Annotated in this window: 15 protein-coding genes; 6 read left to right on the top strand and 9 right to left on the bottom strand. The window is 66.4% G+C overall.

What is annotated here, in order from left to right; all coding sequences use genetic code 11:
* Positions 1 to 83 precede the first annotated feature (83 nt).
* Entirely contained in the window at positions 84 to 539 is a 456-nt protein-coding gene (locus CA234_RS05330; RefSeq protein ID WP_125974252.1) for a host attachment family protein, read from the bottom strand.
* Positions 540 to 634: 95 nt separating this feature from the next.
* Here CA234_RS05330 and serS point away from each other — a divergent pair, with 95 nt between their 5' ends.
* From serS to CA234_RS24250, 4 genes are read left to right on the top strand one after another with little or no spacing between them, the layout of a single operon-like run.
* On the top strand, positions 635 to 1,915 hold the full coding sequence (gene serS, locus CA234_RS05325) for a serine--tRNA ligase (protein WP_125974250.1): 1,281 nt from the start codon (positions 635 to 637) through the stop codon (positions 1,913 to 1,915).
* Positions 1,915 to 2,682: a 5'/3'-nucleotidase SurE gene (surE, locus tag CA234_RS05320; RefSeq protein WP_125974248.1), complete on the top strand. Its 768-nt coding sequence runs from the start codon at positions 1,915 to 1,917 to the stop codon at positions 2,680 to 2,682. Before serS ends, surE begins: the two co-directional genes overlap by 1 nt.
* 12 nt (positions 2,683 to 2,694) lie before the next feature.
* Positions 2,695 to 3,039, top strand: coding sequence for a DMT family protein (locus tag CA234_RS05315; RefSeq protein ID WP_125974320.1), 345 nt, complete (start codon positions 2,695 to 2,697; stop codon positions 3,037 to 3,039).
* Between the two features lie 44 nt (positions 3,040 to 3,083).
* A complete protein-coding gene (locus CA234_RS24250) occupies positions 3,084 to 3,224 on the top strand; it encodes a hypothetical protein (protein ID WP_164521717.1) in 141 nt (46 codons plus the stop codon).
* Between the two features lie 39 nt (positions 3,225 to 3,263).
* Here CA234_RS24250 and CA234_RS05310 read toward each other — a convergent pair whose 3' ends face one another.
* Genes CA234_RS05310 through CA234_RS05300 form a run of 3 tightly spaced genes read right to left on the bottom strand, consistent with a single transcriptional unit; the run spans position 3,264 to position 6,335 of the window.
* Entirely contained in the window at positions 3,264 to 5,090 is a 1,827-nt protein-coding gene (locus tag CA234_RS05310; RefSeq protein ID WP_125974246.1) for a M2 family metallopeptidase, read from the bottom strand.
* Positions 5,091 to 5,149: 59 nt separating this feature from the next.
* Positions 5,150 to 5,842 carry an alpha/beta fold hydrolase gene (locus CA234_RS05305; RefSeq protein ID WP_241213267.1) on the bottom strand — a complete coding sequence of 231 codons (693 nt, stop codon included), beginning with the start codon at positions 5,840 to 5,842 and terminating at the stop codon, positions 5,150 to 5,152.
* A gap of 49 nt (positions 5,843 to 5,891) precedes the next feature.
* Positions 5,892 to 6,335: a GFA family protein gene (locus tag CA234_RS05300; RefSeq protein WP_125974242.1), complete on the bottom strand. Its 444-nt coding sequence runs from the start codon at positions 6,333 to 6,335 to the stop codon at positions 5,892 to 5,894.
* A gap of 163 nt (positions 6,336 to 6,498) precedes the next feature.
* On the opposite strand from CA234_RS05300, the gene CA234_RS05295 reads away from it, so the two are divergent.
* Positions 6,499 to 8,349, top strand: coding sequence for a cache domain-containing protein (locus CA234_RS05295; RefSeq protein WP_241213265.1), 1,851 nt, complete (start codon positions 6,499 to 6,501; stop codon positions 8,347 to 8,349).
* 107 nt (positions 8,350 to 8,456) lie between these two features.
* Here CA234_RS05295 and CA234_RS05290 read toward each other — a convergent pair whose 3' ends face one another.
* The 5 genes from CA234_RS05290 to CA234_RS05270 form a co-directional block, all read right to left on the bottom strand.
* Positions 8,457 to 8,813, bottom strand: coding sequence for a tetratricopeptide repeat protein (locus tag CA234_RS05290; protein ID WP_125974238.1), 357 nt, complete (start codon positions 8,811 to 8,813; stop codon positions 8,457 to 8,459).
* A 269-nt stretch (positions 8,814 to 9,082) separates the two neighbouring features.
* Complete coding sequence (locus tag CA234_RS05285; RefSeq protein WP_125974236.1) at positions 9,083 to 9,508, bottom strand: biopolymer transporter ExbD; 426 nt, start codon at positions 9,506 to 9,508, stop codon at positions 9,083 to 9,085.
* Positions 9,509 to 9,534: 26 nt separating this feature from the next.
* Positions 9,535 to 10,014 (bottom strand): biopolymer transporter ExbD, encoded by a 480-nt coding sequence (locus CA234_RS05280; protein WP_125974234.1) that lies wholly within the window; start codon positions 10,012 to 10,014, stop codon positions 9,535 to 9,537.
* 83 nt (positions 10,015 to 10,097) lie between these two features.
* Positions 10,098 to 10,901, bottom strand: a complete 804-nt coding sequence (locus tag CA234_RS05275; RefSeq protein ID WP_125974232.1) for a MotA/TolQ/ExbB proton channel family protein — start codon at positions 10,899 to 10,901, stop codon at positions 10,098 to 10,100.
* Between the two features lie 75 nt (positions 10,902 to 10,976).
* Positions 10,977 to 11,651 carry an energy transducer TonB gene (locus CA234_RS05270; protein ID WP_125974230.1) on the bottom strand — a complete coding sequence of 225 codons (675 nt, stop codon included), beginning with the start codon at positions 11,649 to 11,651 and terminating at the stop codon, positions 10,977 to 10,979.
* Positions 11,652 to 12,055: 404 nt separating this feature from the next.
* Between CA234_RS05270 and CA234_RS05265 the strand changes: the two genes are divergently transcribed.
* Complete coding sequence (locus CA234_RS05265) at positions 12,056 to 12,715, top strand: hypothetical protein (RefSeq protein WP_206431092.1); 660 nt, start codon at positions 12,056 to 12,058, stop codon at positions 12,713 to 12,715.
* Positions 12,716 to 12,722: the final 7 nt, after the last annotated feature.

Here is a 12,722-nt window from a genome sequence, read left to right as displayed (position 1 = left end):
TGAAATCGAACACGGGGCGGGTCTTCGGCGCGATACTGGCGGGCGGTGGCGGACGCGACGCAGGCCCCGTCCGCCACGAGTCTTCAGGCGGACTGCAGCGCCTTTTCGATGTCCGGCACCGGATGATCGGTCAGGTCCTTGGCCAATTCGCCCTTCAGCCGATCGCTGACGCTGATATGATAATGCTTGCGCAGTTCGCCCAGCGTCTTGGGCGGCGCGACGATGATCAGCGACTCGAAGCTGTTGCGCAGCGCCTCTTCCTTGAGCATGCCCGCGACCTCGGCGGCGAAGCGATCTTCTTCCAATTGATGGAAATCGGTTTCGCCCATCGTGCCGCCGGACGATGCGAACTGCCCGCCGCCGCGCGTGGACGCCGCCGCGCCCGACGAATCGGTCTTCTGATCCGAGTCCTTAGGATTTGGGTGGAGTTCCTTCCGCACCACTTCGAGGTTGAGATATTCCGCATCGCCCTGGTTGCGCAGCATCAGCAGCTTGCGGCCGTCGGCGACCACCACCATCGCATCATGGGGAACCAGCATCGCGCTCTCCTTGTCGCTGTTCAGTTGGAGCGCAACCAACGGGCGGGCGGCGGCGGGGTTGCGTGGGGAACGGGCCCCGGCCATAGGTTCGCGCCATGCACGACATCCGCTTTCTCCGCGAACATCCCGAAGCCTTCGACCAGGGCCTGGCCAAGCGCGGCCTCGAGCCGCAGTCGGAGGCGTTGCTGGCGCTCGACGAACGCCGCCGCGCGCTGGTGACCGAGCTGCAGGCCGGCCAGGCGCGCCGCAACGAAGCCTCGAAGGCGATCGGCGCCGCCAAGGCGAAGAAGGACGAGGAAGCCGCCGCGGCGCTGATGGCGGAAGTGGCGGCGCTCAAGGAGCGGATGCCCGCGCTCGAGGCCGAGGAAAAGGCGGTGGGCGAGGAACTGGAAGGCCGGCTCGCCGCCCTGCCCAACCTTCCCTATCCGGACGTGGCGCTCGGTGCGGACGAGAATGACAATGTGTTCGTGCACGAGCGCGGTACCGTTCCCGCCTTCGCTTTCGCGCCGAAGGAACATGACGCGATCGGCCCGGCGCTGGGTCTCGACTTCGAGACCGGGGCGGCGATGTCCGGCGCGCGCTTCACCTTCGTGCGCGGCGCCGCTGCCCGGCTCCACCGCGCGCTCGGCCAGTTCATGCTCGACACGCTGACCGGCAGCTATGGCTATGAGGAATGCGTGCCGCCGCTGCTGGTGCGCGACGAGGCGCTGTTCGGCACCGGCCAACTGCCCAAGTTCGCCGAGGACCTGTTCCAGACCACCGACGGTCGCTGGCTGATCCCCACCGCCGAGGTGAGCCTGACCAACGCGGTGCGCGAGAAGATCCTGAGCGAGGAGGAACTGCCGCTCCGCCTGACTGCGCTCACCGCCTGCTTCCGTTCCGAGGCGGGGGCTGCGGGCCGCGACACGCGCGGCTTCATCCGCCAGCACCAGTTCGAGAAGGTCGAGATGGTGTCGATCACCACCCCCGACCAGTCCGAAGCGGAGCATGAGCGGATGACCGACGCCGCCGAGGACGTGCTGACCAAGCTCGGCCTCGCCTTCCGCCGGATGAAACTGTGCAGCGGCGACATGGGCTTCACCGCGGCGCGCACCTACGATCTCGAAGTGTGGCTGCCGGGCCAGGACCGCTATCGCGAGATCTCTTCCTGCTCGACCTGCGCCGACTTCCAGGCGCGGCGGATGCACGCGCGCTACCGCCCCGAGGGGGAGAAGGGCACGCGCTTCGTCCACACGCTCAACGGCTCGGGCCTGGCGGTGGGCCGCACGCTGGTTGCGGTTCTGGAGAATTATCAGCAGGAAAATGGCGCGGTGTCGGTGCCGGCGGTGCTCCAGCCCTATCTGGGCGGGCTGACGCTGCTCGAACCGCGCGGCTAATGCGGATCCTCCTCACCAACGACGACGGCTATCATGCCCGCGGCCTGGCCGTGCTGGAGCGGATCGCGCGGACGCTGTCCGACGACATCACCGTCGTCGCGCCCGCCGAGGAGCAGTCGGGCAAGGGCCGCTCGCTCACCCTCACCGAGCCGTTCCGCGTCCGCCGCCACGGCGAGGGTCGCTATGCGGTGAAGGGCACGCCCACGGATTGCGTTATGTTCGCGCTGGGCGAGGTGATGGCCGATGCCAAGCCCGACCTGATCCTCTCGGGGGTCAATCGCGGCGGCAATCTTGCCGAGGACGTCAGCTATTCGGGCACGGTCTCGGCGGCGATGGAAGGCGCGCTCGCGGGCATCCGCTCGATCGCGCTCAGCCAGCGATACGCGCGTAGCGGCATGGGCGATGCGGTACCGTTCGACACCGCCGAGACCTGGGGTGAGCGCGTGCTGCGGCCGCTGCTCGACGTCGCGATGGAGCCGCGCACGCTGGTCAACATCAACTTCCCGCCGATCGCGGCCGATGCGGTGCAGGGGATCAAGGTCGTGTCGCAGGGGTTTCGCGACTATGGCCGCGTCGCGCTCGACAAGCGGCTCGATCCGCGCGGCTTCCCCTATTACTGGCTGGCGATGGGGCGGATGCCGCACCAGGCGGCGCCCGATACCGATCTCGACGCGATCGAGGCCGGGTTCGTCACCGTCACCCCGCTGCACCTCGACCTCACCCACCGCGAGTCGATGGATCGGCTGCGCGGCGCCTATGCGGGCTGAGCAGCCATGCCGATGATGGATCGCCTGCTGCCGATCGGGCTGCTGTTCGTCTCGAACGTGTTCATGACCTTCGCCTGGTATGGGCATCTGAAGTTCAAGAACGCGCCGTTGCTGCTGGTCATTCTCACCAGCTGGGGCATCGCGCTGATCGAATATTGCTTCGCCGTGCCGGCCAACCGGCTGGGAAGCGCGGTCTATTCGGCGGCACAGCTCAAGGGCATGCAGGAGGTGATCACCCTCACCGTCTTCGCCGCCTTCTCGGTGCTGTATCTGGGGCAGCGGATCACGATGAACCATCTGATCGGCTTCGCACTGATCGCGGCAGGCGCCTTCTTCCTGTTCCGCACGCATCACTGAACCGGGCGGCGGCGGGCGCGTTTCCCTTGGACAAGGAGAGCGCCATGAACCCCGAACCGACCCGCGAGACGCCCGACACCCAGCCCGGCACCGCACACCAGCCCGACGGCACCGACAGCTCGGCCGAATGGAATGCCGAGATCGCCGACGAGAACATGATCCCGGATCAGGATCCGGAGGCGTAAAACGGGGCGGCACCCTTTCGGCGTGCCGCCCGCTTCCGATCACCATCCCTGCGGCTGGCCCTTGTTCTGCGCGTCGAGCCACGTCTTCAGCGGCGCGAAATATTCCATCATCGCCTTGCCCGAGATCTCGCGGCTGCCGGTGAAGGTCTGCAGCGCATCGGGCCAGGGCTTGGACGCGCCCATCTCGAGCATCTTGTTCAGCCGCGCGCCCACTTCCTTGTTGCCGTAGAAGCTGCAGCGATGCAGCGGGCCCTTCCAGCCCGACTGGTCGCACGCCGCTTTGTAGAACTGGAACTGGAGCAGCCGCGCAAGGAAGTAGCGCGTGTACGGCACGCTGCCGGCCACGTGATACTTGGCCCCCGCGTCGAACTTGGTCTCGTCGCGCGCCACCGGCGGCACGATGCCCTGGTACTGGAGGCGCAGCTTGTTCCAGCCCGCCTCATACTGGCTGGCGGGAATCGTGCCGTCGAAGATCTGCCAGCGATATTTGTCGACCAGCAGGCCGAACGGCAGGAACGCCACCTTGTCCATCGCCTGGCGGAGCAGCAGGCCGATATCCTTGTCGGCGCTCGGCACCTGGGCGCGATCGAGCAGGCCGATCTGCACCAGATATTCGGGCGTGATCGACAGCGCGACGAAATCGCCGATCGCCTCGTGGAAGCCGTCATTGGCACCGTTGCGGTATAGCGCCGGCTGCGCCTTGTAGGCGCGCTGGTAGTAATTGTGGCCGAGCTCGTGGTGGATCGTGACGAAATCGTCCGCATTCACCTTGATGCACATCTTGATGCGGATATCGTCCTTCTCGTCGATGTCCCAGGCCGAGGCGTGGCACAGCACTTCGCGATCGGCGGGCTTCAGGAACAGCGAGCGTTCCCAGAAGGTGCCCGGCAGCGCCGCGAAGCCGAGCGAGGAGTAGAAGCCCTCGCCGGTCTGAACCATCTTCTTCCAGTCGTAGTTCTTGGCCTTGAGCAGGTCGCCCACATCATAGCCGAGATCGCCGGCGCCCTTGGGCGCGACCACGTCATAGATATTGCCCCATTCCTGCGCCCACATGTTGCCGAGCAGGTCGGCGCGGATCGGGCCGGTCTTGGCCTGCACCGCGTCGCCATACTTCTCGTTGAGCTTGCGGCGGACATAAGTGTGGAGCGCGACGTAGAGCGGCTTCACTTCGTTCCACAGCTTGTCGGTCATCGCCGCGAACTCGGCGGGCGGCATGTCATAGCCCGAGCGCCACAGCGCGCCGGTGTCGGCGAAGCCCAGTTCCTTGGCGCCCTGATTCGCGATGCCGACCAGCTTGGTGTAATCGGGGCGCATCGGCGCGCCGACAGCGTCGTTCCAGCTGACCCACATCTCCTTGAGCTCGTTGGGATCGCGGCTGGTGCCCATTGCGGCTTCGATGTCGCTGCCGTTGATCGGCTTGCCGCCGCGCGTACCCTTGCCCTTGGCGTAGAAGGAGCCGAGCTTAGTCGAAATGTCGCTGAGCTGCTGGGCAGCGCCCGGGGTGGTCGGCGCGGGCAGCACCAGCGCGGCGCGGAGCATGGTCAGCTGGCGCTGCTGCTCCGGCGTGAGCCCCGGCGCCTTCTGCAGGCGCGCGGCATCCAGCGCGAAGCGGACCGCCATCTCGGTGCCCTTGGCGCCGTAATCGGCCGCCAGCGCGTCGGTATCGTCGGTGATGTAGGTCGCGTTGACCCAGGCGACCCGCGAGGCGGTCAGCGTGAACGCCGCCATTTCCTGCTGCGCGCGCGTCAGGAACGCGGCGGCGTCCGACGCGGTCGGCGCGGCGGCGGGCGTCGTGCTGGTCTGCGACTGGGCGGGTGCGGCGAGCATCGCGGCGAGCGCCGCGAGCGAAAGGCCGGTACGGATCATGATGCTAAGTCCCCGGGAATCAAGAAAGGCGCGACCCTGCCGCGCCTTGCCCACCCCCGTCAACCAGCGAGGAACTCGACCAGCGCATCGCCGAGCTCCGGCCGGGTGACCGCGCTCATGTGATTGCCCGGGATTTCGATGAACAGGCCGTACGGCAGCAGGTCCGCGACTTCCTTGGCCGAGCCATTGTCGTAATCGTCCGCGCCCGAGATGACGGCGGTCGGCTGGGTGATCGCCGCGATTTCGTCGCGCGGGGTGTCGACGAAGGTGTCGAGGATGCGCAGCAGCGCGACCGGATCGCCCTTGGTGGTCTTGAGGAAGGCCTCGGTCAGCCATTCGGAGCTGCCGCGCTGGAAGCTGCCGAGATTGGTGAGCACGCGGTGGAAATAGGCGCCGCGGCCCTTGGTCGCGACCAGCCCGTCCAGCCCCATGCCCGAGAGCACCACCTTGTCCGGCGTGGCGCCGTTGGCGAGCATCCGCACCACAGTGCGCGCCCCCAGCGAGTAGCCGCCCAGGTCATAGTCGGTGAGCCCGAGATGCGCGATCAGCGCGAAATTGTCGCGCATCAGCACGTCGGGCGGATAGGCGGCGGGATCGTGCGGCTTGGCGCTGTGCCCGTGCGCGCGCAGATCCGGCATGATCACCCGAAGGCCGCGCGCGGCGAGCTTTGCGGCATGGCCGTATTTGATCCAGTTGACCTCGGCAGTGGAGAAATAGCCGTGGATCAGCACCACGGGCCGCCCCTCCCCCATCTCGGTCCAGGCGATCTCCTGCCCATCGAAGCTGGCGAAGCGGTGCGTTTCAGTCGGGTAGTCGGCCAATTGCGTCCATCCATCGTTTGACGACGTTCGGGTTGTCCTCGGTGCGGTATCGGGGCAGCGCGGTCGTGTCGAGCCACTGTTCGTGCAGGCTCTCCACCGCGTAGTTGTGGCGGGGCTGGAAGCGGTCCGGCGCATCGAAGCTGCCGATCGTCAGGTCCAGGTTCTCGCCGTCGAGAAATTCGAAGGTCAGCGGGGTGCCGCATTCGCGGCAAAAGCCCCGCTCGGCGATCGGCGACGAGCGATAGCGATCGGGCTCCCGCTCCCAGGTCACGTTCGCCTTGGCCACGCCCTTGAAGGCGATCGAGACCCCGCCGGTCGCGCGCTGACACATCCGGCAATGGCAGAGATAGGCGTCGTCATTCTCGATCCGCACCCGGTAGCGGATGCGGCCGCACTGACACCCGCCGGTGGCGTCCTCCTCCATCCTTCCCTCCTTCGCCAAGATCTCGATGCGCAACGGAGAGGTCTCCGTAATTGCCCTTAGGCACCCCTGAAAACCGCCGCCAACTTCCTGCACTATAATGAATACGGAGATTACCGCATTGAGCGTGGATTACGCGTCGCGGGGCCATTTTGACGGGATCGACATGCTCAAGCGCTTTCACAACCTATCGCTAGCTTCCAAGACGACGATGCTCGCCGTCGGCGGCATGCTCCTGCTCGCCATCGCCACCTTCTTCGTCGCCGATCGCGCACTGATGCAGCAGGCCGCACAGACCGCCGCCGAGCGCCAGGAAGTGAACATGCGCGTCGCCTGGAGCGTGATCAAGGGCTATGGCGCGGACTTCCGCGTTGACGGCGACGACCTCTATGTCGGCACCCACAAGCTCAACGATTGGGACGCGCCGGTCGACGAAGTGAAGCGCCTCGTCGGCGGGACCGCCACGATCTTCCGCGGCGACATGCGCGTCTCGACCAACGTCATGAAGGAAGACGGCAGCCGCGCGGTTGGCACGCCGCTCGCGCGCAACGCCGCCTATGAAACGGTGCTCGGCAAGGGCCAGCCCTATCGCGGCACCGCCGACATCCTCGGCAAACGCTTCTTCACTGCCTATGATCCGATCAAGGACGCGTCGGGCAAGACGATCGGTATCCTGTTCGTCGGCATTCCCGAGAACGACGTGATGGGCGCGATCGGCGGCGCGCGCTGGACGCTGGCGCTGTCGGCGGCGCTGATTTCGCTGCTCGTCGCCGGCGCCGCCTGGTATGCCGGTCGCCGGATGTTCTCACCGCTGGTGCAGATGACCGATGCAATGCGTGCGCTTGCCGCCGGCAAGGTCGACATCGCCATCCCCGCCCATGCCGCCACCGACGAGATCGGCGCGATGGCCGAAGCGCTCCAGCATTTCCGCACCTCCGAGCTTGCCCGCCAGCAAGCCGAAAGCCGCGACCGGGAGGCCGAGGCAGCCCGCGAACATGCGATGGACGCGCTCGGCCAGGCCCTCGCCAAGGTTGCCGGCGGTGACCTGACCGCGGACATCGGCCACGACTTCCCGACGGATTATGCCAAGCTCGCCGATCATTTCCGCTCGGCGATCGGCAGCCTGCGCGAACTGATCGGCACGGTGCTCGAAGGCACCGCGTCGATCCGCACCGGCTCGAACGAAATCGCCAGCGCATCGGAGGATCTGGCGCGCCGCACCGAGGGCAACGCCGCCAGTCTCGAGCAGACTGCCGCGGCGATCGCCCAGATGAACCAGCGGATCGACGCGACCGCCACCGCAGCCGGCGTGACGGTGGAGCGCGCCGACCAGGCGATCGGCGTCGTCGGCTCGGGCCGCAGCACCGCCGACGAAGCGGTGCAGGCGATGACTCGCGTGTCGGACAGCGCCAAGGGCATCGACAGCGTCATCGAGGGCCTCGACAAGATCGCCTTCCAGACGCGCGTGCTGGCCATGAACGCCGCGGTCGAGGCCGGCCGGGCGGGTGAGGCAGGCCGCGGCTTCGCTGTCGTCGCCGACCTCGTTTCGGCGCTCGCGATGCGCGCCGAGGAAGAGGCCAAGCGCGCCCGCGATCAGCTCACCGTCACCCAATCCGAGGTCGTGATCGCCCGCGGCGCAGTCGAGCGCGTCGATAACGCCCTCGCGGCAATCGTCGACACGGTCGGCGAGGTTCACCAGCTGCTCGGCGGCATCGCCGCGGACAATCGCGCCCAGTCGAGCGCGATCCGCGAGATCAGCAGCGCGATCGGCGACATGGACCGTGCGACCCAGCAGAATGCCGCGATGGTCGAGGAAACCTCCGCCGCGGCGCGCCAGCTCACCGCGCAGGTCGCGCGGCTCGATGCCCATGCCGCCACCTTCCAGACCGGTGGCCCGCAGGCGCCGCTGCGCCGGCCGGTGCTGCCGTCACAGACGGCCGCAGCCAAGGCCCCGGGCACCATCCGCGCCGTCCCGGTCCAGGCCATCGCGGACGGCGACGACTGGGCCAGCTTCTAAGCTCGATCTGCTGCCCAAAAGGAAAAGCGCGCCGGCGGAGCCTGGCGCGCTTTCACCTTTTATAGCAGTACGAGAGCGGATCGGATCTCGACCCGCTCGCTGCCCGCTCAGCGCGATGCGATCGTCTGGCGCTGGCTGAGGTAGCGCAAACCGGTCTGAGCGATGGCATGGGACCCTGCGACGCGATCGGTCGTCACCGTCATCAGCACGTCGTCCTTCTGCAGCACGTCGCGGTACAGCGCGCGCGCTTCGTCGACCCTGCCGGTGGCATAATAGATGGCGGCGAGGTTCAGCTGCAGCTCGGGGCGCTGGTCGAAGCGCATCTGGTCCAGAAGCTTCTGCTCGGCGGTCGCATAGGAACCCGTCATGATTTCGCGGGCCGCGAGGTTCCTATCCTGTGCGAGCACCGGCGAGGCGAGGGCCAGGAGGGACACCGCGGCCGCTGCGACAAGTTTGATCGACATAACGCTCTCCTTTCAGTCGTGACACCAAGGTTGCATTTTTATGACACTTGGATGACTGATACGTGACACGTTCGCGACACGGTCGCAACCCCGCATTTGCGCTGAGGCGCGAGCGGCCATCGTTTGCCGGCATCGCGCCAGCAGGCGCGCCGCAATCCGGGAGATCGCTCCGCAGGCCAGCCCCTTCCCCGCCGCCACCGCTTGCCTGAGACACAAAAAAGGCGGCCCCGAAGGGCCGCCTTCCCAAAATACTCTGACCGCGCCGCGGATCAGAAATCGTTGCGGTACTGCTCGTTGCCGACGAAGCCGAGCTTCGTGACGTTCGCCCGCTTGATGATAGCCAGCACGCGATCGACCACGTCGTAGCGCGCGGCCGGATCCGGCTGGAAGTGCAGCTCGGGTTCCGGCGAACGCTGCAGCGATGCGTCCAGATACTGGCGCAGCATCACGTCGTTGATCGGCATGCTGTTCCAGAACACCTGGCCCTGCGCGTCGATATAGACCTTGTTCTTGTCCGGCTCGACGGGCTGCGACGCATTGTTGCTCGGCTGCGGCAGATCGACCTTCACCGCATGCGTCTGGACCGGAATGGTGATGATGAACATGATGAGGAGTACGAGCATGACGTCGATCAACGGCGTCGTGTTCATGTCCATCATCGGCTCGCCGTCATCACGGCCTGCGCTCATTGCCATTGTCGTAACTCCTTAAGCGAGGCCGTTCAGAGTCGGGCGTTGCCCGAACCGGGCTCCGGTTCCGAGATGAAGCCGACCTTCACGAAACCCGCCATCTGCATCGTGTAGATGGTGCCGCCGATGCAGCGATAGGGCGTGTTGATGTCACCGCGGATATGAACTTCGGGAAGTTCGAGACCTGCGGCGTTCGGGCCACCCTGACGGTCGATTTCGGCCTTCAGCTTGGCAACCGCCTTGTCGAGCAGCTCGGTGTGGTTGACCCGGGTCAGACCCCAGTAGATCTCACAACCGTCCGGACCGCCCTTGACCGAGAGTGAGACATTTTCCGGCTTCGTGGTCGTCGGTTCGAACTGCACCTTCGGCAACGCGAGGTCGATCGTCTGGACCACAACGGGAACGGCGATGAGGAAGATGATCAGAAGAACCAGCATCACGTCCACGAGGGGCGTGGTGTTGATGTCCGACATCGGTACGTCGTCGCCGCCGCTGCCTGTGCTAATCGCCATTGGGCGTTATCCTATCCTCTTGTGCGCCGGATCGCGATCCGGCGGCAGGGCCACGCGACCTGCGCAGCCCTGCGACCTTGGTCTTACGGGCGGGTCGGGGCGCCGCCGGTCTGGCCAGCGGTCGTGGTCGCCGGCTTCGCAGCAGCGGCAACGGCCGGCTTCTTCGCGGCAGCGGCAGTCGCCGGCTTCACGCGGCCGTCCGAAGCCAGGTAGCCGAGCACGTCGTTCGAGAACGCGTTGAGGTTCTCGGCGATCGCCTTGTTGCGGCGCTGCAGGAAGTTGAAGGCGAGCACGGCCGGCACGGCGACGACGAGGCCGAGTGCGGTCATGATGAGCGCTTCACCGACCGGGCCGGCGACTGCGTCGATCGAAGCCTGACCGGCCGAGCCGATCTTGATGAGCGCGCGGTAGATGCCGATAACGGTACCGAACAGACCGATGAACGGCGAGGTCGCACCGACGGTCGCGAGGAAGGCGAGCCCGCCGCCCAGCGCCGAGTTGATCGAACCTTCCGAACGGGCCAGCGAGCCGTGCAGCCAGTCATGCGCTTCGACCGGGTCGGTCAGCAGCTTGTACTGCTCCTGGGCTTCCAGGCCATCGTCGACGATCTGGCGATAGGCCGAGTTCTTCTCGAGCTTGGCAGCGCCTTCACGCAGGCTCGACGAGCTCCAGAAGGTCGCGCGGACGCGCTTCGCCTGGTTGATGATCTTCTGCTGCTCGAACAGCTTGGTGAAGAGGATGTAGAGCGACACGAAGAGCATGAGCACCAGGATGGTGAACACCGACTGCGAGATCAGGCCGCCTTCCTTCAGCGCCTGCTGGAGGCCATAGGGGCTTTCGCCGCCCTTAGCTGCGGCGGCACCGGCAGCGAGAATGGTCGTGAGCATTTTGGGTCTTTCCTCTAAAAGATAGCTTCTTGCGCAAGCCGGTCCACCTTGCCCGGCGGACCGGAAACCGGAGAGTTACTTCTGGATCTGCCACCTGAACCGGTTCACGTACGGAGCCGGAATCTTGTTGCCGTTCGCATCCTCGGCCGGCTCGAAGCGTGCACGACGCTTGAGCAGGTTGCACGCCTGGCTATCCAGACGGCTCGAGCCACTGGACGACGTGACCGTGCACGAAACCACCCTGCCCGTCGCATCGACGTCGAGGCGGAAGCCCGTGACACCTTCTTCACCCGCACGCTGCGACTCCGACGGATAATCGTCGTTCGTCACCCACGAACCCGGCGAGCTGCGCGGCTTCAGTGCCTTCGCGACCCGCGGCGGGGCCGGCGGGGCCGGGGGAGCCGGCGGCGCGGGAGGCGCAGGCGGCGTGATCGGCGGTGGCGGCGGGATGATGTTGGTGGTGGCGACCGGCGGCGCAGGCGACACCGACTGCACGATGGCCGGCGGCACCACGACCTGGGTCGGGGGCGGCGGCACCGGCGTGTCCGGCGGCGGCGGCGGCGGCGGAATCTCCTCCGGCGGGGGCGGCGGCTCTTCGACCTCGAAGGTCTTCAGCTCTTCCGCCTTCTTCTTGATATATTGGTATGCCAGACCTGTGACGAAGGCATAACCCATGCCAGCCACGATGATAGCGACGATTACGATCGCTACCACACGACTGCCACTTACATTCCGGTCAGCGTAAGCCATTCGGCAACGTCACTCCCTCTAATCCTGCTTGCGACCCTGGCCGGCTGGCAGCCGCGCACAAGTCCGCTCGCCTCGGGTCACACTGCGCCCCTGATGGCGAGAGCACCGAGTCTGTATCGTGGGCATTCCGACGACGCAAACTCTTTGTCGGACGAATTGGTCGTACAATGCGCCCATGGCAGAATTATTTCTGTATAAGATCGGCACAATCCGGTACCGGCAGCGGCATGAAAACTGCCCTACCCCTGCTGTTTTGTTGCGCTGCGGCATTTCCTGCGTCTGCGCAACCCGCCCCGCAAACCGCGCAAATCCGCCAAGAAGCGCAAAGTGGCTTACCCAGTTATGCCACCGTCGCGACGGCCGTAGTAAACGCGCCGCTGGTGATCGACGCGCGGATCAGCGACATGATCCGTATCAAGGAAAATGCGGCACCCGGTCTCGCATCGGGACGGGCGCGCCTCTACGTCACCGCCGATGTGCTGGCACTGATTCGCGGTAGCAGCGCACTTCCGACCCAGATTTCGTACCTGGCGGACGTACCCCTCGATTCTCGCGGCAAGCTACCCAAATTGAAAAAGCAGCGCGTGCTCCTGTTCGCCCGCCCGGTCGGCAACAAGCCCGGCGAGATCCAGCTGACCGGAGTCGACAGTCAATATCTGTGGAGTCCCGAGCTTGACGCGCGCACCCGCGGCATCACCCGCGAAGTGCTGGCCAGCGACGCCCCGCCGGCGGTGACCGGCATCGGCAATGCCTTCCATGTGCCGGGCGCGCTCCCCGGCGAAGGCGAGACCCAGATCTTCGTGAAGACCGCCACCGGCGCGCCGATCTCGCTGCAGGTCCTGCGGCGCCCGGGCGAGAAGCCGCACTGGGGCGTGTCGCTGGGCGACATCGTCGACCCCAATGCGGGCGCGCCCAAGCCCGAGACGCTCGCCTGGTACCGGCTGGCCTGCGGACTTCCCAGGACGCTGCCCGACAGCGCGATCACCGCGGAGACGCCCGAAAACGCGCAGGCTGCGCGCGAGGACTATCACGTCGTGCTGCGCGACCTCGGCCCCTGCACCTGAGCCCTGC

It is taken from the genome of Sphingomonas sp. ABOLE (assembly GCF_003950455.1).
Taxonomy (GTDB): Bacteria; Pseudomonadota; Alphaproteobacteria; order Sphingomonadales; family Sphingomonadaceae; genus Sphingomonas; species Sphingomonas trueperi.
The sequence above is the reverse complement of the archived record's forward strand: the minus strand, read 5'-3'. Positions and strand labels throughout refer to the sequence as shown.